The 18,009-nt window shown below is 58.2% G+C and carries 18 protein-coding genes and 1 riboswitch; of the genes, 12 read left to right on the plus strand and 6 right to left on the minus strand.

Features of this window, described 5'->3' with window-relative positions; all coding sequences use genetic code 11:
- Positions 1 to 15 precede the first annotated feature (15 nt).
- Positions 16 to 1,089 carry a biotin synthase BioB gene (gene bioB / locus BM079_RS15540; protein WP_090135948.1) on the minus strand — a complete coding sequence of 358 codons (1,074 nt, stop codon included), beginning with the start codon at positions 1,087 to 1,089 and terminating at the stop codon, positions 16 to 18.
- 260 nt (positions 1,090 to 1,349) lie between these two features.
- Here bioB and BM079_RS15545 point away from each other — a divergent pair, with 260 nt between their 5' ends.
- From BM079_RS15545 to BM079_RS15575, 7 genes are all read left to right on the plus strand, one after another.
- Positions 1,350 to 1,595, plus strand: coding sequence for a hypothetical protein (locus BM079_RS15545; RefSeq protein WP_139215326.1), 246 nt, complete (start codon positions 1,350 to 1,352; stop codon positions 1,593 to 1,595).
- Positions 1,596 to 3,515 (plus strand): ferric-rhodotorulic acid/ferric-coprogen receptor FhuE, encoded by a 1,920-nt coding sequence (gene fhuE / locus BM079_RS15550; RefSeq protein ID WP_281243972.1) that lies wholly within the window; start codon positions 1,596 to 1,598, stop codon positions 3,513 to 3,515. It begins immediately after the preceding gene.
- A 110-nt stretch (positions 3,516 to 3,625) separates the two neighbouring features.
- Positions 3,626 to 3,994 (plus strand): putative signal transducing protein, encoded by a 369-nt coding sequence (locus tag BM079_RS15555; protein ID WP_090135954.1) that lies wholly within the window; start codon positions 3,626 to 3,628, stop codon positions 3,992 to 3,994.
- A 448-nt stretch (positions 3,995 to 4,442) separates the two neighbouring features.
- A complete protein-coding gene (locus tag BM079_RS15560; RefSeq protein ID WP_090135957.1) occupies positions 4,443 to 5,057 on the plus strand; it encodes a dual OB domain-containing protein in 615 nt (204 codons plus the stop codon).
- A gap of 11 nt (positions 5,058 to 5,068) precedes the next feature.
- A complete protein-coding gene (locus BM079_RS15565; RefSeq protein WP_090135959.1) occupies positions 5,069 to 5,509 on the plus strand; it encodes a DUF488 domain-containing protein in 441 nt (146 codons plus the stop codon).
- Positions 5,509 to 6,114, plus strand: a complete 606-nt coding sequence (locus tag BM079_RS15570; RefSeq protein ID WP_090135961.1) for a DUF4326 domain-containing protein — start codon at positions 5,509 to 5,511, stop codon at positions 6,112 to 6,114. Before BM079_RS15565 ends, BM079_RS15570 begins: the two co-directional genes overlap by 1 nt.
- Positions 6,115 to 6,534: 420 nt before the next feature.
- Entirely contained in the window at positions 6,535 to 7,323 is a 789-nt protein-coding gene (locus BM079_RS15575) for a carbon-nitrogen hydrolase family protein (protein WP_090135963.1), read from the plus strand.
- Between the two features lie 31 nt (positions 7,324 to 7,354).
- Here the strand turns inward: BM079_RS15575 and BM079_RS16755 are convergent, their stop codons facing one another.
- Positions 7,355 to 7,507, minus strand: coding sequence for a hypothetical protein (locus BM079_RS16755; protein WP_175489731.1), 153 nt, complete (start codon positions 7,505 to 7,507; stop codon positions 7,355 to 7,357).
- Between the two features lie 17 nt (positions 7,508 to 7,524).
- Between BM079_RS16755 and BM079_RS15580 the strand changes: the two genes are divergently transcribed.
- Entirely contained in the window at positions 7,525 to 8,901 is a 1,377-nt protein-coding gene (locus BM079_RS15580) for an MFS transporter (protein ID WP_090135965.1), read from the plus strand.
- Positions 8,902 to 9,051: 150 nt separating this feature from the next.
- A riboswitch (cobalamin riboswitch) is annotated at positions 9,052 to 9,241 on the plus strand.
- 38 nt (positions 9,242 to 9,279) lie between these two features.
- The gene (locus BM079_RS15585; protein WP_090135967.1) at positions 9,280 to 9,963 is read left to right on the plus strand and encodes an energy-coupling factor ABC transporter permease; all 684 of its coding nucleotides are present in this window, start codon (positions 9,280 to 9,282) and stop codon (positions 9,961 to 9,963) included.
- Positions 9,964 to 10,111: 148 nt separating this feature from the next.
- On the opposite strand, the gene BM079_RS15590 is transcribed toward BM079_RS15585, so the two are convergent.
- Both BM079_RS15590 and BM079_RS15595 read right to left on the minus strand, forming a co-directional pair.
- The gene (locus tag BM079_RS15590; RefSeq protein WP_090135969.1) at positions 10,112 to 11,344 is read right to left on the minus strand and encodes a DUF3100 domain-containing protein; all 1,233 of its coding nucleotides are present in this window, start codon (positions 11,342 to 11,344) and stop codon (positions 10,112 to 10,114) included.
- A gap of 180 nt (positions 11,345 to 11,524) precedes the next feature.
- Entirely contained in the window at positions 11,525 to 12,475 is a 951-nt protein-coding gene (locus tag BM079_RS15595; RefSeq protein WP_090135973.1) for a LysR substrate-binding domain-containing protein, read from the minus strand.
- 96 nt (positions 12,476 to 12,571) lie between these two features.
- Between BM079_RS15595 and BM079_RS15600 the strand changes: the two genes are divergently transcribed.
- The gene (locus BM079_RS15600; RefSeq protein WP_322787948.1) at positions 12,572 to 13,501 is read left to right on the plus strand and encodes a DMT family transporter; all 930 of its coding nucleotides are present in this window, start codon (positions 12,572 to 12,574) and stop codon (positions 13,499 to 13,501) included.
- Between the two features lie 141 nt (positions 13,502 to 13,642).
- Here the strand turns inward: BM079_RS15600 and BM079_RS15605 are convergent, their stop codons facing one another.
- On the minus strand, positions 13,643 to 14,491 hold the full coding sequence (locus BM079_RS15605) for a sugar phosphate isomerase/epimerase family protein (RefSeq protein ID WP_090135976.1): 849 nt from the start codon (positions 14,489 to 14,491) through the stop codon (positions 13,643 to 13,645).
- A 199-nt stretch (positions 14,492 to 14,690) separates the two neighbouring features.
- On the opposite strand from BM079_RS15605, the gene murI reads away from it, so the two are divergent.
- Positions 14,691 to 15,512 (plus strand): glutamate racemase, encoded by an 822-nt coding sequence (gene murI, locus BM079_RS15610; RefSeq protein ID WP_090135978.1) that lies wholly within the window; start codon positions 14,691 to 14,693, stop codon positions 15,510 to 15,512.
- Positions 15,513 to 15,544: 32 nt separating this feature from the next.
- The gene (locus tag BM079_RS15615; protein WP_090136004.1) at positions 15,545 to 16,360 is read left to right on the plus strand and encodes an isocitrate lyase/PEP mutase family protein; all 816 of its coding nucleotides are present in this window, start codon (positions 15,545 to 15,547) and stop codon (positions 16,358 to 16,360) included.
- A gap of 90 nt (positions 16,361 to 16,450) precedes the next feature.
- Here the strand turns inward: BM079_RS15615 and BM079_RS15620 are convergent, their stop codons facing one another.
- Entirely contained in the window at positions 16,451 to 17,965 is a 1,515-nt protein-coding gene (locus BM079_RS15620) for an NCS1 family nucleobase:cation symporter-1 (RefSeq protein ID WP_090135980.1), read from the minus strand.
- Between the last annotated feature and the right edge of the window lie 44 nt (positions 17,966 to 18,009).

Genomic DNA, 18,009 nt, shown 5'->3' on the forward strand with positions numbered 1-18,009 from the left:
TCCGATGCCTGCCGCTCAATGGGCCGCGGCATCGGTGGTCATGGCCCTGACACGCGCCTGGTAAAGCTGCTGGTCCAGCACTGCCTCATGGGTGGCGTCATCGACATCGCGTCGATGCTCCGGATAGAGCCCCAGCCGTTCGAACAGCCGTTTGTCGTGGGCGGCCTGCGGGTTCTGAGCGGTCAGCAGCCGCTCGCCATAAAAGATCGAATTGGCACCGGCAAAAAAGGCCATCGCCTGGGTCTCATCACTCATCAGCTCCCGGCCGGCAGCCATGCGGACATGGGAGGTGGGCATCAGGATGCGTGCGGTGGCAATCGTACGAATGAAATCGATCGGATCCAGGTCCTCGACGTGCTCGAGCGGGGTGCCCTGAATGCGAATCAGCATGTTGATCGGCACGCTCTCGGGGTGCGTGGGCAGATTGGCCAGCTGCTGCAACAGCCCGGCGCGATCATTGATGCTCTCACCCATGCCCAGAATGCCGCCGGAGCAGATTTTCATGCCCGCCTGACGCACATGATCCAGGGTCTCCAGCCGATCGGCATAGGTGCGGGTGGTGATGATCTCGCCGTAGTACTCCGGTGAGGTGTCCAGGTTGTGGTTGTAGTAATCAAGGCCGGCCGTTTTCAGCGCATCGGCCTGATCCTGGTTGAGCATCCCCAGCGTCATGCAGGTTTCCAGTCCCATGGCACGCACGCCGCGCACCATCTCCAGCACGTAAGGCATGTCCTTCGCCCGCGGGTTCTTCCAGGCCGCCCCCATGCAGAAACGACTGGCCCCCACCTCCTTCGCCCGGCGCGCCTCTTCCAGCACGGCATCAACCTGCATCAGCTTTTCACGCTCGAGCCCGGTGTTGTAGTGCCCGGACTGCGGGCAGTACTTGCAGTCCTCCGGGCAGGCGCCGGTCTTGATCGACAACAGCGTCGAGACCTGCACCGCATTGGGATCAAAGTGTTGACGGTGAACGCTCTGCGCCCGGAACAGCAGATCGTTGAACGGCATGGTCAAAAGCGCCTCGATCTCGCTTCGGTGCCAGTCGTGACGCAGGGAATCGGAGGATGAAAGGCCGCTTTCGGGAGCATGCATGGCGCCGTTAACCTTTTGGTCTCGAAAAGATAACGGCAACTTTGCCAGTGTCTCTGGTCAACTTCAAATTTTTGGCAGGTTAACAATGGGGCGCGCTGTGGCGATGTCATGTCGATAACAGGGCGGAATATGAGGGTTTCTTTTCTGAAAATGAGAATCAGTATTATTGGCGTTGACTTTGAGACAGCGGGCTCATCAAAATTCGGGGGGCGAACACAACACTGATAACAGGCGTGCTCAGCACGCCAACAAGGGACAACATGGAAAAGCCATCCTGCCGTCGGCGTGCGCCTGCGACACCGTCTGCACGTCGAATGGGGTTTGACGGTCGTCACGTCTCGACCGCCATGCTCACCAGCGCCTGCCTGATCACACCCGTCATGGCTCAGGCCGATGACGCCGCCATGGATACCCTCACGATCACGGCCTCCAATCTTTACGAGAACGTGGGCTATACCCGGCGCACCATAAATGCCGGTACGCGGATGAACCTCTCACCAAAGTAGATTCCGCAATCCGTCAGTGTCATGACCGAGCAGCGCATCAGGGATCAGAACCTGCGGGATTTTGAAGATATTCTGGCCAATACCACGGGCATTTCCGTATCGACCATCGACAGTACCCGGCGCAGCTTTTATTCCCGCGGTTTTTTGATCAACAACTATCAGTTTGATGACATCCCAACGACCGTTCAGCCGCAGTGGTATATGGGGGATGCGGCACTGGATAGCGCCATCTATGACCGTGTGGAGGTTGTGCGTGGCGCCAATGGTCTGCTGACGGGGGCCGGCAACCCGGGGGCTTCAGTCAACTTCGTGCGAAAACATGCCGACGCTTACAGGCCGACAGGCACCATCTCCGGTGAGCTGGGCAGTCGGGGCCATGGTCGTACAGTGATCGACGCGCAGACACCGCTGACCGAATCCGGCGACGTCAGGGGGCGTTTCGTCGGTGGTTATGAAGATGGCAACGGCATTCTGGATCGCTTCAGCGAGCGCAAGAAGTTTGGCTATGCCGTGATCGATGCCGATGTCACGGACAACACGACCGTATCGCTGGGATATGAATATCAGAACACCCATCAAAACGATGTGACCTGGGGCGGGCTGCCGGTGTTATACAGCGACGGTGGCCGCACGGACTTTGATCGGGATTTCAGCGTTGCGCCGCGATGGTCCTTTTATGATTACGATTCGGAAAAGGTCTTTGCCGAGCTGAACCATCAGTTCGATAACGGCTGGGAGCTGCGCGGGGTCGCCACCCATGCCACGCTCGACAGTGACAGCAGGCTTTTATACATGTTCGGCTTTCCTGACCGTCAGTCAGGACTGGGGCTCAATGGCGGTGCAGGACATTATGAAAGCACGCGTCGGATGGATGCCGTGGATACCTATGTTGATGGCCCCTTCGAGCTGTTGGGTCGTGAACACGAGCTGGTGGCGGGCATCAGCTATAACCGGCAGCACACTCGCCACGAAGGGGCTTACAGGACTGTCGATACGTCATCGGTGGACATCCATCAGTTTGATGGCCGCATCGAAGAGCCCGAGTGGACCGGGATAACCACGCTGGTAGACGACGTGACCCGGCAGCGTGCCTTCTACACGGCTACCCGACTGTCGTTGACCGATCCCCTGACCCTGATTCTGGGCGCGCGCTATACCGACTGGCAAAACGACGGCCTGCAGACCTCCCGGCATCATGAGGAAGTCGTTCCCTATGGCGGGTTGGTGTATGACATCAACGATACCTGGTCGGCCTTTGCCAGCTACACCGAAATCTTCATGCCACAGGACTATCGAGACCAGAGCGGTGCCTATCTTGATCCCATCACCGGCAAGAACTACGAAACCGGTCTCAAGGCAGGCTGGCATGATGATCGTCTGACGGCGTCCTTCTCCATCTTCCGCCTCGAGCAGGACAACGTCGCCCAGGCCGACGGCAATGCCATCGTACAGAGCACTGGAGATCAGGCCTATACGGCTGCCCGGGGCGTCGTCAGTGAAGGGTTTGATTTTGAACTCAACGGCGCCGTGACCGAACGTCTGGACACAACGCTGGGGATCACTCGCTACACCGCGAAAAACGATGAGGGTGGCGTCAATACCGGCCAGCCGCGTACTCAGATCAAGCTCTTCTCGAGCTATCGTGTGCCCCAGTGGGAAAAGCTGACCGTTGGCGGCGGCGTCAAGTGGCAGAATCGTACCTTTAACGATATTGCCAATCCGGACGGCGGGACTACGCGGGTGCAGGAAGGCAGCTACGGGCTGGTGGATCTGTTCGGACGTTATCAGTTCACGCCCGACCTGTCGCTACAGGCCAACATCAGGAATCTGTTCGACAAGGAGTACTACGGCTACCTTAGCGCTTCCGGAGTCTATGGCGCGCCGCGTAGCGCCACAGCGACGCTGACGTACTCGTTCTAACCTCGCTGCCACGACTCACTCGGCCGACAATTCTGTCGGCCGTTTTATTCGTATTCGCTTAAATGACCGCGCTACACTGGGGGCCAATTCCACATTCGTGGCGCCTTCTAATGTCCTCCGGTCCGCTCATCACGCTTGCTCGCTTCACCTTTCCCCACGAGGCCCATGTGTTCATGGGGCTGCTGGAATCCCGGGGCCTTGCGGCCTTCATCGCTGATGAGCACCTGATCACGATGCAGTGGATGTGGGAGACCGCGCTGGGTGGTGTGAAGGTACAGGTAGCCCCGCACGACCTTGAGGCCGCCAAAGAGGTACTGGCGGACCATCAGGCGCATCGACTGGCCATGTCTTCGTCCGCGTCTGAAGCTTCGACACCGCCTGGTGCGATGCGCTTTTACGGCTGGCGGGCGTTGGTGATGGCCTGCTGGGCGGTAACGGGCGTGGTGTTTCCGCTGCCGCGGCACCAGAGGAGATGTTGAGCAGTAATTGATAGGCGCCCACCCCGGATAGACCAATATCTAATGTAAATATAAGTGACATTACGTTCGCGACGTATTAGCTTGCATCAGGTTCTGCTTCTGGATGCTATCGATCAATGCTTGGCGTGCCGCACGAGCCTTGATGCTGTTTGTACATGCTTTGAAAAGATGCGGATCAGCCTATTAATGAATCCGTATTTAATGCGGGTCCATGCGTCAAATGTTGAATAAAGTGTTGGCTATCGATCCAAAGCGGGGATGGTAGCAAAGGCAGCAAACGCGTTTATTGGTGCTATATGGCAGTCGCAAGGAAAGTGTCCATAAAAATCAGCAATTTGATAGTGAGGTATAAAAATATTGAACTCGCGCGCACGTTCAAGTAGGAAAACGCGCGTGCTACCTAATGCCTGTTAAGCGTTACTGCGTAGCTCAAGTTTGGAGGGGAATTATGAACAATGTTGAAATAGTGATTCTGGCAAATTCCGTAAAGCATCAGCAGCACTGTGTTGCTGGAAAATGCACCGCTACTGGCCAGTGGGTGCGGCCGGTCTCGAATGAAAATGGTGCGGAATTGAGTCACGAGGAAGCTCTGTGCCAGAATCCACATGGAACTTTCAATGTGAAGCCTTTGCAGAAAGTTTTTATGAGTTTTTCTGCTTATGCTCCTTTGGTACACCAGCCAGAAAACTATGTAATAGACGGATCTACGTGGCGGCAAAATTATAGGATTTCAGACGATGAGTTAAGCCAGCACCTAGATCAACCTGACGATATATGGGGTAATGAAGATCGAGTACCTTATGCATCTATTTTATCAGGACAGATTGTAGTTGGACAATCCCTATATCTAATAGTCGTCGATAATTTGAATTTATACAGAAATCAGTATAATCGACGAAGAGCATCATTTTCGTATTGCGGAACTAACTACGATCTCGCTGTTACGGACCCTGAATTTGACAGAATCACTCAAAACGACAAGGCAGTTAGAGGAGTTTTATGTGTGAGCCTAGGTGAAGAGTACCAAGGCGACTGCTTCAAGCTCGTTGCGACTGTTTTCTAGTAGGAAATACTATGAAAGTTTATACGATTGGATTTACACAAAAGGACGCGGAAAAATTCTTTAGTTTCCTAAAGGTGTCGCAAGTTAAGACCTTGATTGATGTTCGTCTTAATAATGTGTCTCAGTTATCTGGATTTGCAAAAAGGGACGATCTAAGATTCTTTTTGAAAGAGCTGTGTGGTGCTGATTATGCGCATTTGCCAGAGCTGGCACCTACAAAAGATATTCTTAGCGCATATAAAAAAGGTGATATGCCATGGAGGCAATATGAGGATAAATTCCTTAACCTAATGGCGCAAAGGAATGTCGAGAAATCAATCGTGCCATCGCTCCTAGATCATGGGTGTTTGCTGTGCTCCGAACACGAACCGCATTTTTGCCACAGACGGCTAGTTGTGGATTATTTAAACGAAAACTCCAGTTTGGATCTCAAGGTTAAACATTTATACTGATGAAAAAAATCCTGGTTCTTTATCCGAAGCTTTTTAAATGCTATCAGAAATTTAATAGAAAAGTTGAAAAAATACTCTCTGCTTCAGATGAGGTTGAGTTGATTTATCCATCGGATGATAATTGTTTTATCCAGCGGATGTCTGATGAGAGCCAAAAAGTTGGTTCGATTCGGCGATCTGAAAATTGGAGTGTGAGCGGCATAACCCACGCGATTGTTTTCGATGACGGTGAAGAGTTTCCAAAAGAGGTTGAGCTGCTCAAAAAAAACTCTGTTCCTCTTCGATTTATAAATATTGCTATCACTCGAGTGATCAATATTAAACGTGAGCCAAATTATAAAGGCCTAAAAAGTACGCCCGATTACGAGTACATCGGGCGGGGATCGTATTGGGGCAACCCTTATTCAATGTATGAGGACGGTGAAGAGAGAGAAGAGGTTATTAGGAAGTATAAATACGATTTTGATTTTGAGAAATTTCCAAACAAGGAAAAAAAAGAGGTGTACAAACTTGCAGGGAAACGTTTGGGGTGTTTCTGTAAACCAGATTCGTGTCATGGAGATGTGTTGGCAGACTTTTTGAATTCATGGGATGACGGTAAGTGATCGCTTAATAAAGCGCTGCTGTCGGACAAATTTTACGCTGCACTCCAAATTTGCCGCAGAGCGCGGAGTTACATCAGACCTAGCTAAAATTCCACCCCTAACCGAAAGCAGCCCTTCTCCGTTCCTTGCCTGAAAGGCGGCGCTTTATATTCCTGTCTCTTGATCATGCGCATTGGTTGGCTCTGAAAGCGACGATTCCTCGATAACAGCCGGCAAGCAATGCAAGCATCACTTGTCCTGATATCGCGCTGGCACTTGTATATACGGTGCCATCGGGACATTCCTGCGTCTGTCTCATGACACACAGCGATGAAGGCCTCCGCGTCAACCAGAGGTCATGAACCCCATGGCTTCTCTTTTACGGTGCCTGTGAGGTTTCATGTTTGGTATACCAGCCCCTTGAACAGGATATAAGCGGATATGCCTTCGCAAAACGCAGGCAGCGTCGTGGTCGCGCTGGCACAGATGCCGGTATTGAGAGGCGCTGTCGCCGAAAATCTGGCCACGCATCTATGCTGCATCGAGCGTGCGGCGGAGCACGGTGCTGATGTGGTCGCCTTTCCCGAACTCTCGCTCATCGGCTACGAGTCTGACCTGCTGGCGCAGTTGGCCATGTCCGAGAAGGCCGAGGCCTTCACAACGCTTTCCGATGCCGCCATGGCACACCACCTGGTCGTGGTCGCGGGTTGTCCGCTGGTCAATGACGGCGGCAAACCTTACATCGGCGCGGTCATCTGCTTCCCTGACGGGGCGCGTGCGTTTTACGCCAAGCAGCACCTGCACGATGGGGAAGCGGCGTACTGCGCGCCGGGTCATAAAGAGTGCCTCTTCACTGTCAACGGCGTGCGCATCGTCCTGGCGGTGTGCGCTGATTTTGTCCACCCTGCCCATGCAGAGGCCGCCGCGGCCCAACAGGCGCAGATCTATCTGGTCAGTGCGATGATCTCGGAAGCAGGGTATGACGCCGATGCAGAACTGCTTGCCGGGATTGCGCGGCGTCACCGGTTTCCGGTGCTGCTTTCCAACCATATCTCTCGTACCGGTGGCTGGCAGACCTGCGGCAAAAGCGGCGGCTGGGATACAAGGGGAGAGCCACTACTTCCCGTGACCAGACACCTGGTGCCTGCCCAAAACGCTGAGCCTTCTCTTGTCATTTGTGCCCTTGAAGCACGGGGTCTTGAGGTGTCAGTAGCGTCCGTCACGATATGAGGGACGAGAGTGACCGATAGCGCCCGGGCGGTCATTCGACAAGGCTTGATGCCTGCTCGTCCTTTTGTTTGACCGGGTCGCGGCGCTTTTCTAGATACTTGTATTTTTGTACAGTATTTTCTTGGGCAGGTGTGCAGTCGATAAAAGCCTGTTCAACGCTGCCTTCAATGAAGTTCCCTACCATTCAGCGTCGTGGCATCAATGACTGATTCACTCAACCCCTCCTCTGACAAGGGGTATGCACCCGGTCTTTTCTCGAAGGACTATCGCGCGCTCAGCCTCAGCCTGTTCTGCATCACAGTGCTTGTGGCTTTTGAAGCACTGGCCGTGGCGACCGCCATGCCGGTCATTGCGGATCATCTGGATGGCCTGTCGCTTTATGCGCTGGCCTACGCAGGCCCTGTGGCTGCCAGTGTGATCGGCATGGCCGCAGCGGGCTGGTTGAGTAATGCCCGCGGCCCGCGGCCGGCGTTTTTGATCGGCGCTGTCTGTTTTGCCAGCGGTCTTTTGATTGCAGGCTCGGCGCCGACGATGACAGTTCTCGTGGCAGGGCGCGTTGTGCAGGGGCTGGGCGGCGGGGCAATCTCTGTTGCCGTCTATGTGATCGTGGCGCGCGCCTATCCGTCTTCACTGCGCCCCAGCGTGTTCGCGCTGTTTTCGGCTGGATGGGTATTGCCATCTCTTGTTGGTCCGGTGGTCAGCGGCCTGATCGTGACTGCTTTAGGGTGGCGCTGGTTGTTTCTTTTGATTCCGGCGCTGCTCGTGCCTGTGGCGTGGGTCATCCTGGTGGCTCTGCGCCGAATCAGCGAGAATCGTCAGCCCTTCGAATCGCCCGGTCAGCTCATCTGGGCACTACTGGCGGCCGCCATGGTAGGCCTTGTCCATATCGGTGCGCATTCGCAGGGTCTGCTGCAGTGGTGGCTACTGATGGGCGGTCTGGCCGGGCTGTTGACGATCATGCCGCGCATGCTTCCGAAAGGGACGTTCAGGCTGCACCAGGGGCTACCGAGGGTCATTGCCCTGCGGATGACGCTCGGTGCGACATTTTTTGCCAGCGAAGCGTTCATTCCATTATTGCTCGAACACGAGCACGGCCTCTCTCCCGTCATGGCAGGTCTCGCGCTCAGCGTGGGGGCTATCAGCTGGTTTCTGGGGGCCTGGATTCAGAGACGCCCCGGCCTGCAGGGGCGGCGGCTGCCGCTGGCAGGGATGTGCGCAATGAGCGCCGGGCTTCTGGTCATTTTTCTTTCACAGCTCGTCTGGCGCTCTGTCATCCCCATCATGGCTGGCTGGGGGCTGGTCGGGCTGGGCATGGGACTGGGATATGCGAGTCTTTCTGTATTGACGCTGGCTCTGACGCCAGAGGATGAGCAGGGAACGACCGGGGCGGCGCTTCAACTGGCCGATGCGCTATCGATCGCGATGGCCCTGAGCGTGGGTGGCATTGCCATTGGCCATCTGACTGCCGGCGATCCCATGATTTACGCGCTTTGTTTTGGATTTACGCTGCTGCTGGCGTGTGCAGGCCTGTTGATTGCGGCCTTTTTACCGCAGGCTGGACGGCGTGGTGCAGCTTGACGGCACCGCCCCGTGTACTCGATAGCGCATCAAAGCGTTGCTCTGGATACGATCTGATGGAAAAAGCCCGGGCGTATATGATGCCCGGGTGCCTCGCCCGCTTTCCCTGCCCATATCGAAAAGGCGTTGCCTTCCCCGAACCCTCCGGGCATAGAATGCAGGGGACATGGTTCTGAAACGGCGCTGCTGTTTCAGATGAAAAGGGAACGTGGACAAGCCACGGCTGCCCCCGCAACTGTAAGCGACGAGCCCGCCTCACATGCCACTGGCAACCGCCGGGAAGGCGAGGCCCGGGTGATGACCCGCAAGCCAGGAGACCTGCCATGTTCATCTCCATCCATCTCATCCCTGCACGGTGGGTGCAGCAAGGAGCAAGGCATGCATATCGAACCGGGCGTCGTGACGGGCGCCAAAATCATTTTGAGTTACGCCAGCGCGGCCGGTGCCTTTGGGCTGGCCGCACGTCTGGCCTGGCAAACGCTTGAGGGCCGCGGTGGGGTTGTGGGGCTGGCCAGTCGCAGCCTTGTCGCCACGCTGCTGGTGTTCTGTTTTTTCGAGGTGTTGCCACATCACCCTGTCGGCGTTTCCGAGGTCCATCTGATTCTGGGCTCAACGTTGCTGCTGCTGTTTGGCGCCGGGCCGACGGCGATCGGTCTGGCGCTGGGGTTATTGTTGCAGGGACTCTTTTTTGCCCCGTTTGATCTGCCCCAGTACGGCATGAACGTCACCACGCTGATCGTGCCGCTGTGGGGCATCAGTGTGCTGGCCAGACGCCTGATTCCCCATGACACCCCGTACGTTGACGTGACCTACAAACAGGCACTGGCCCTGTCCACCACCTATCAGGGCGGCATTGTGCTCTGGGTCGCCTTCTGGGCCTTCTATGGCGAGGGGCTCTCGGCGCAGAGTCTGGCCGAGGTCAGTACCTTCGGCGTGGCCTATATGAGCGTGGTGCTTCTGGAGCCGCTGATTGACCTTGGCGTACTGGCAATCGCCAAAACGTTCTCCGGGGCCACACGGGGGCCGCTGTTCAACGGCCGGCTGCACCGCCCGGCGACCTGAAAATTCCTCGAGTCAAATGATGACAAGGCCCACCCAACGGTGGGCTTTGTCATGATGCGTCGTTTGAACATCAGAGCAGCAACTGGGCGACGACCGCCGAGCCCAGGTAGGTACCGGTAAAGACCAGCAGTGACACGATCACCAGCTTCTAGCCGGTCCGGCGGAACATGACAAACTCGTGCCGGCTCGGGGCCAGGCCGGCATAAGCCAGTGCCGGTGTGACAATGGCAAGAAAGTTGATGGCCGAAAGCTGCTCGACCAGCCATGCGCTGCCGGGGAAAAACGGCAGCGTCACGAGGATGCTGATCAGCGATACCCACGCCACTGCCGGCAGATAGAAGGGCACGAGGCGGGTAATGACGAGCCCGGCCAGCGTCATCAGATACAGCATCACCATGCCCGGTAGTGCGCCCCAGAGCTGACCACTGCTGATGGTATTGCTCAGCCAGCCCACCACGCACACCGCGGCCAGCGTCAGCGCCGTCCTGCCCAGCTGCTGCTCGGGGCGTACGGTGTCACTGTCCTGATCCGCGCCGCTTTTATGCACGGTCGAATCCTGGGCGGCCCCTTTCTTCAGGCGTCTGGCGTTCAGGCGGCGATAGAGCCATTCGGCGACCGGCAGGGCGATGAACAGCGACACATAAAGGCCGGTGGCATAGGTCAACAGATTGCTGGCGCCGGAAAAGGCCAGCAGCTCCTCGCGCAGGGCCGGTACGGCTTCGGTCAAGGCGCCGGAACAGGCGGCCACCATGCTGGCGCTGCCCACGCCGCAGGCCATGGCCAGCGCATGAGGATCAAACAGATCCATCGACGCCAGAAAGCCCGCCATCAGCGCAAACCAGAGGGTGCCAAACATGGTGCCGACCACATAGACCCCCATCACGCCGATGCCCTCGGGGCCCCTGAGGCCGTAACGATCCGAGATGATCGCGATGTTGGGTTCCCGTGCCACCGAATAGGTCGCCCCGATGGCCTCGCGCCCCATCTTCAGCACCAGCACGGCGAAGGGCAGGGCGATCAGCATGGTGCCCAGATTGCCCAGCTCCTGAAGAATCAACGCCGGCCCGGCGCTGATGATCTGATCGGTCGACGGCCCGATGGTGGAACCAAAGCGGGCGATGAACGGCATGATCGCAATCAGCGTCATCGGCGCGGCCGCAGCGCTCAGACGCGGCGGCGCCAGCGCATGAAATCGGGTAGAGAGATGCGGGTTCAGCACGATGGCCAGCGAAAAGGTATAGAACAGCGGCAGCAGCAGTAGCGTGCCGACCCCGGCCGGTATCTTGATAATGCCGATCCACTCGGCCAGCAGCGAGAGGATGACGACCAGCCCATGCAGACGCAGAACATCGAGCGGTGACATCCGGTTGGCAGCATTCATGAAACGTTCCCAATGTGTTGTGTGCAGACACCGGCTGTGACCGGGCGGGGCCTATTGTAGGGGAGTCGTGAGCGTGAAGAAGGGTGTCAGGCCCGATGGCGGGCGGGATACGGGAAAACGCGTCGATGTGTCGCTGTCATGAAGCAATGAGCTATCGAGCACGCTCCTGGCGCTCTCGGCTCAACGTGCCTTGTCGAGAGCGCTTCGGTCAAAGGCGCTGGCCTCGGCCAGTAGCCAAACGATAAAGCGTTCGACGGCTGGAGACGCCTCACCATTGGAGGGCGTCAAAAGCTCATACGTCATGGGCGAGGCGAGGACATGCTGCTCGCCGAAGGGGCGAACCAGCACGCCACTCTCCAGCCGGTCCATCACGACAGGAAGGCTGGCGAGCATGATGCCGCGCCCGGCGATGGCCTGATCCATGGCCAGACCTGAAAGTGAGTAATGCCTTTTGGGCGGTGTCACTTGATCGGCGACGCCGGCTGCATCAAGCCATTCCTTCCAGCCTGGAACGGCGGCGCTCTGTGGCGAGTCCCAGGCGACTTCAAGCAGGGTGTAATGTGCCAGGTCGGCGGGCGTCACGGGCTGGTCATGCTGCGCCAGCAGTGATGGCGCACACACCGGAAACAAAACATCGCCGAATAGATGATGGCTTGTCACTTCCGGCCAGGGGCCGCGACCATAGCGAATCGCCAACCGCGCACCATTGCCCTGCCAGGCAGGTGTCGTCAACGACTGACTGGCTTCCAGCGAGATATCAAGACCGCCAATTTGAGCATCGAACGCGGCCAGGCGTGGTAGCAGCCATAACTGCAGAAAAGAGGGCGGCGCGCTGAGCATCAGCGACGGTGTTTGTCGCGTGCTCTCTTGTGCCGTTACAACCCCCGCCGCGATGCGTTCAAGGCCGCTGTCGATGTCATGGGCCAGCTGATGCCCGACCTCATTGAGTTTTACGCCGTTGGCGTGCCGAGCGAAAAGCAGGACGCCAAGCCGGTCTTCAAGCTGTTTGACCTGACGGCTGACCGCACCGGGGGTAACGCCCAACCGGCTGGCGGCGTGCTTGAAGCTTTCGGTGCGCGCGGCCTCGGCAAAGGCCCGCAGCGCATTCAAAGGGAGTCGCTCGATCTTCATGGCGTGAGTTTTCCTGAGTCTTGGCCTCCAGATTAATCGTTTGGCGACGACCCCGGCAAATGCTGCACTAAGCCTCTGTTACTGCCAGGAGGCAACATGCAAAACACCGGACAGTCGGGTAATGGCATGGCACCATCAGAGTGCGCATCACGTCGAAGGATGAATTATCAGGCCAGCGCATTGATGGTCATTTTTTGCCTTGTGCTAGGGGCTCAGCAGGTGGCCATCAAGATGGTCGCCGATGATATCCCGCCACTGGCTCAGGTTGCGTTGCGCTCATCCATGGCGGCGCTTCTGGTGGCCGCATTGGTGTTTCGGCAGGGCATTCGCGTCTCTGAAATGCGTTCGCATCTGGGCCCGGGCATTCTGGTGGGGCTGGGGTTTGCCGCGGAGTTCCTTTTTGTCGCATGGGGGCTCAACTACACGCTGGCCTCACACATGTCCGTGTTTCTCTACACGGCACCGATCTTCGCGGCGGTGGGACTGCATCTCTGGGTACCGGGAGAGCAATTGATGCGACGTCAGTGGATCGGTGTCGCATTCGCCTTTGGCGGTATGGTGCTTGCCATGGCACCGGATACAGACATCGATAATGCCGGCGACATTCTTCGGGGGGATCTGCTGGGGCTTTTGGCAGGAATTGCCTGGGCAGCAACCACGCTGGTAATTCGTCGTTCCTCACTTTCCGAGACACCACCGGTCCAGACGCTGTGCTATCAGCTTGCTATCGCCGGCCTGCTGCTGTTGCCCGCAAGTGCCCTGCTGGTCGATTTTGACCACATGCAATTTTCCGGCAGGGCGATCATCAGCCTGACCTTTCAAACGTTGGTGATTTCCTTTGCTGCACTGCTGCTGTGGTTCGCGTTGTTGCGACGCTACCTGGCCTCCCAGCTCGGTATCTTCTCGTTTCTATCGCCGATCTTTGGCGTACTTTTCGGGGCGCTGCTGCTTGGAGAACCGCTGACAATCAATTTTCTTATAGGTGGAATCGTGTTGCTGATTGGGCTGGTGGTGGTGACGCTTTAGTAGAGCGTCCAGGTATGGAGCGTTATTTCTGTACCGCTTCAAAACGGATGATCGTCAGGCATTGAGCGCTCAACGCAGGCGGGCCATCTTCCGGATCAGGAAGACGGCCCGCTCGGTCATGCGCTTACTCAGGGGATAGGGTTAGCGCGTGACATTTTCCGGCAGGTGCTCGGCCAGGTAGGTGGCGCCCTTTTTCACCACCACGGCGGCATCCAGCGGCTGGTCATGCTCGATGATGTACCACTTGACGCCGGCCTTGTCGGCGGCGGGCAGAATCTCCTGCCAGTTCAAAATACCTTCGCCCAGTGCCTTGAAACCGTCTTCATCGGTGGCTTCACCTTCGGGGGCGGTGTCCTTGGCATGAATGGCAAAAATACGGCCGTCAAAGCGGTGAATGTACTCTGCCGGGTCAAGGCCGCTGCGCGCGATCCAGGCCAGGTCGAGTTCGGCCAGTACGTCGGGGCCGGCGGCGTCCATCATGATTTCATGGCCCGTCCTGCCATCGTATTGGACCATTTCGAAATCATGGTTGTGATAGGCCAGCTGCATGTCGGCGGCCTTGAGGCGAGCGGCGATCTGCTTCAGCTCCTGACCGAGTCTGGCCCAGCCTTCGGCATCGGTGGGGCGCATCTCTTCGGTCAGGAACGGCACGACGATGGTGTGGTTGCCGATCGACTTGTTGAAGTCGATGGCGGACTGCAGGTCCTTGCGCAGGTCATCGAGTTGAACGTGTGACGAGATCGCCTCGATATCATGCTTGTCGAGCAGCGACTTGAGCTCCGGTGCGGTGCTGTCCTGCGTGCCGACCGTTTCAACGGCAGTGACACCGGCGGCCTCGACCGTTGCCAGCTGCTCATCGAGGGTACCGACGTCGCGTAGCGTGTACATCTGAACCGCAATCGGGAGATCTGCGGGGGAGCGATCTTCGGCAATGGCCGGCATGGCCAGTGTGGTGGCGCATAGGCCGAGTGCAGCGATATAACGATTCATGGGTTCCCTCTCTGTCATTGGATTATTTGAAGCCCTTCTGATTTAACGGTGTTGCAATAACAAAGAGAAGCCCGGTTTTGTAACAAAACCAGGTGCTTATGAAGACATCTGTAGAGCGGGCCTGATCACTGCTGAAAGGCTGGTAACATTTTTCGGGCAGGCATTTTGTCCATCACATCGTTAATGAAAGAGATATCCGGTGACAAATAAAGGGTACCCGGCCATATGGCTGCTGGATTCCGGCATCGGTGGGCTGACCATCTCGCGTGCCATTCGCCGGCGTCTGCCGGCGCTGACCCAGCACTACATGGCAGACAGTGCGGCCTTCCCTTATGGCGATCTTGGTGCTGAGGCACTGACCGAGCGGGTGTGTGATCTGATGGCGCGCGCCGTGGCGGACTGTCCGGTTGATGCGATGGTGGTCGCCTGCAATACCGCCTCGACGGTGGTGTTGCCGGCGCTCAGGGCGCGGCTGCCGATGCCGGTGGTCGGCGTGGTGCCGGCCATTCGCCCGGCGGCGTCGGCCAGCCGGAGCGGCGTCATCGGGGTGCTGGCCACGCCCGGAACGGTCAGAAGCGCGCATGTGGCAACGCTGATCGAACGCTTTGCCGGCCACTGCCGCGTATTGAAGGTGGGTGCGCCGGGGCTGGCGGCACTGGCCGAGCAGCACTGGCGTGATGGCACGATTGATCCGCAGGCTCTGGCCCGTGAGCTTTCTCCGCTGCTGGCGCCCGAGTGGTGCACCCTTGATCAACTGGTGCTGGGCTGTACCCACTACCCGCTGTTGAAAGAGGATATCCAGGCGCAGCTGGGTGCCCATGTTCGGCTGGTCGATTCCGGGGAGGCGGTGGCCCGTCGGCTGGATGAGGTGCTGGCAGCGCCCTCGCTTCGACAGGGCGCAAGCGCAGGTGGACGCTTTCATGTGACCGGTGCTCTGGACAACAGCGCCGGCCTTGTTGCGCGGCTCCGGGCCGAGGGGTTTCGGGATATCGTGGCAGGGCAGGAAGGGAGATCATGGTGACAGGGCAGATTCAGCAACGAGCGGGAGGACGCATGGCGGGCGCAGATCAGAGATTTCATGACCTGCATGATGAGGGGCTTTTGATACTGGCCAATGCCACCGATGCCGGCAGTGCCCGTATCGTGGAAGCCATGGGCGCGCGTGCTGTGGCCACCAGCAGCGCGGCGCTGGCCTGGTCGTGGGGTTACCGGGATGGCAACCAGCTACCGCTCGCGCTGTTGAAGGCAAGCGTTGAAGCCATGTCCCGTGTACTGACCGTGCCGCTGAGCGTGGACATCGAAGGCGGTTATTCGGATGACCCGGAGGCGGTGGGGCGTGTTGTCGAAGCGGTCGTGGCAGCCGGTGCGGTCGGTATCAATCTGGAAGATGGCCACTCCAGCCCCGAACTGCTGTGTCGCAAGATCGAGGCCGCCAGGCGTGTGTCACAGGCCATGGGCGTAAATCTTTTCGTCAATGCGCGCACCGATGTGACACTCAAGGCGCTGGTGCCGCCTGAACAGCAACTGGAAGAGACCCAGAAAAGAGCATCTCTCTACGCGCAGGCCGGGGCCAACGGGATTTTCGCGGCCGGCATGGTGGCGGCGCACGACATCGGCGAGCTGTGTCGGTCGAGCCCCTTGCCGGTCAATCTGATGTATCGACTCGAGCTGCCGGAGACCGACACGCTGCGCCGGCTGGGCGTCAGACGCCTGAGTGCGGGGTCGGCCATCGCCGAATTTCTCTACGGCGCCAATGCCGGCATTGCTGCAACCTTCATGCAGACGGGCGAGCTGTCGACCCGATCCCTCGAGGCCTATACCTACCGGGCGCTGAACGAGCTGATGCCGCCCGGGGCCGGGTCATTGTAGTCGTTGGGTATCCGGCGCTCCTGCCGAAAGTGGCGGGGGCGTTCGTATTGCTGATGTGTGCGGGTTGAGGCGGTGTTGTCCTGGCGCGGTTTAGAACGGCTCGGGGCGTCCCGGCCGGGTAGCGGTATCAAATGCCTTCCCACGATGTTCCAGAGCCTTTCCTGCCACATGGTAAATGACGGCGCCCAGCACGGAGCCGGTAAACCATCCGTAGTCATACATCCAGCTCCACTTGCCGGTGATAAGTGACAGCAGCATCAGAATCACGGGGACGCCGAAGGCGATGAAGCCTGCCATATTCACCGCCGGGTAGCGGCCACCATCGCAATAGAGGCTGACGACATCCAGTCGTTGGCGTTTGATGAGAAAATAATCCACCGCCATGATGCCGGCGATGGGCCCCAGCAGACTCGAGTAGCCCAGCAGCCAGTTGGAGTAGAGGCTTTCAAGCGTCACGTCCGACACGATCAACCCGGCCTTTTGCAGCAGGTCGTAACCCATCAACAGCGTGCCGACCGCGCCGGTCAGCAGGACCCCGCGGGTGCGATCGATCAGTCTGGGCGCGATATTCTGGAAGTCATTGGTCGGTGAAACAATGTTGCCGGCGGTATTGGTGGAGAGGGTGGCCACCACGATCAATACCATGGCAATGGAGACCCATACCGGGCTGTCGATGTGGCCGATCAGCGTGACCGGGTCAGCGACCGTCTCGCCAACCAGTGATGCCGAAGCGGCGGTCAATACCACGCCCAGCGCGGCGAACAGAAACATCGTCAGCGGCAACCCGATGACCTGACCAATGATCTGATCCTTCTGGCTGCAGGCGAAGCGGCTGAAGTCGGGAATGTTGAGCGACAGCGTGGCCCAGAACCCGACCATCGCCGTCAGGCCGGATAAAAAATAAGGCGTAACAGAGGCGCCCTCCGGCCGGGAAGGGGGCTGCGCCATCAGCTCGCTCAGCGAGACGTGCGGCAGCGCCCAGATCATTAGCCCCGCGCCGACCAGCAACAATAGCGGCGCCGACAGCGTTTCCATCCACTTGATGGATTCGGCTCCGCGAATCACGACCCACAGGTTGAGCGCGGCGAAGATGAAAAAGCCGAGCACCTGACCGACATCTCTCAGCGTTTGCCAGGGCGGGAAGAGTGCCGACAGCAGCAGATGAAGGGCCAGGCCGCCAAACATCGTCTGAATGCCGAACCAGCCACAGCCGACCAGCGCGCGGATCAGGCACGGCACGTTGGAGCCGCGCAGTCCGAACGAGGCGCGCAGCACGACCGGAAACGGAATGCCGTAGCGGGTGCCGGGAAAGGCGTTCAGGGTCAGCGGAATCAACAGGATCACGTTGGCCAGAAGAATCGTCAGCAGTGCTTCGCTCACGCTCAGCCCGAAATAGGCCGTGAGTACCCCTCCCAGGGTGTAGGTCGGGACACAGATCGACAGGCCGACCCAGAGCGCGGCGATATTCCATTTTGTCCAGGTGCGCTCGCTGGCACGGGTGGGGGCGATGTCATCATTGAAAAGGTGACTGTGACGAACATCGTCGCCGAGCGTGAGTTCGACCTTGCCGTCACGCTCGATCATGCGAGACACGGAAGTTGTCATTGTTGGGGTCCCCTGATCGCAGTGAGGTGGAAAATCGACGGCAA

Origin of the sequence: Kushneria avicenniae (assembly GCF_900112585.1) — a bacterium.
GTDB lineage: Bacteria > Pseudomonadota > Gammaproteobacteria > Pseudomonadales > Halomonadaceae > Kushneria > Kushneria avicenniae.

Coding starts and splice junctions, on each gene's coding strand:
- bioB (WP_090135948.1), bottom strand. CDS start 1,089: ATGCATGCTCCCGAAAGCGGCCTTTCATCCTCCGATTCCCTGCGTCAC.
- BM079_RS15545 (WP_139215326.1), top strand. CDS start 1,350: ATGGAAAAGCCATCCTGCCGTCGGCGTGCGCCTGCGACACCGTCTGCA.
- BM079_RS15555 (WP_090135954.1), top strand. CDS start 3,626: ATGTCCTCCGGTCCGCTCATCACGCTTGCTCGCTTCACCTTTCCCCAC.
- BM079_RS15560 (WP_090135957.1), top strand. CDS start 4,443: ATGAACAATGTTGAAATAGTGATTCTGGCAAATTCCGTAAAGCATCAG.
- BM079_RS15565 (WP_090135959.1), top strand. CDS start 5,069: ATGAAAGTTTATACGATTGGATTTACACAAAAGGACGCGGAAAAATTC.
- BM079_RS15570 (WP_090135961.1), top strand. CDS start 5,509: ATGAAAAAAATCCTGGTTCTTTATCCGAAGCTTTTTAAATGCTATCAG.
- BM079_RS15575 (WP_090135963.1), top strand. CDS start 6,535: ATGCCTTCGCAAAACGCAGGCAGCGTCGTGGTCGCGCTGGCACAGATG.
- BM079_RS16755 (WP_175489731.1), bottom strand. CDS start 7,507: ATGGTAGGGAACTTCATTGAAGGCAGCGTTGAACAGGCTTTTATCGAC.
- BM079_RS15580 (WP_090135965.1), top strand. CDS start 7,525: ATGACTGATTCACTCAACCCCTCCTCTGACAAGGGGTATGCACCCGGT.
- BM079_RS15585 (WP_090135967.1), top strand. CDS start 9,280: ATGCATATCGAACCGGGCGTCGTGACGGGCGCCAAAATCATTTTGAGT.
- BM079_RS15590 (WP_090135969.1), bottom strand. CDS start 11,344: ATGAATGCTGCCAACCGGATGTCACCGCTCGATGTTCTGCGTCTGCAT.
- BM079_RS15595 (WP_090135973.1), bottom strand. CDS start 12,475: ATGAAGATCGAGCGACTCCCTTTGAATGCGCTGCGGGCCTTTGCCGAG.
- BM079_RS15600 (WP_322787948.1), top strand. CDS start 12,572: ATGCAAAACACCGGACAGTCGGGTAATGGCATGGCACCATCAGAGTGC.
- BM079_RS15605 (WP_090135976.1), bottom strand. CDS start 14,491: ATGAATCGTTATATCGCTGCACTCGGCCTATGCGCCACCACACTGGCC.
- BM079_RS15615 (WP_090136004.1), top strand. CDS start 15,545: ATGGCGGGCGCAGATCAGAGATTTCATGACCTGCATGATGAGGGGCTT.
- BM079_RS15620 (WP_090135980.1), bottom strand. CDS start 17,965: ATGACAACTTCCGTGTCTCGCATGATCGAGCGTGACGGCAAGGTCGAA.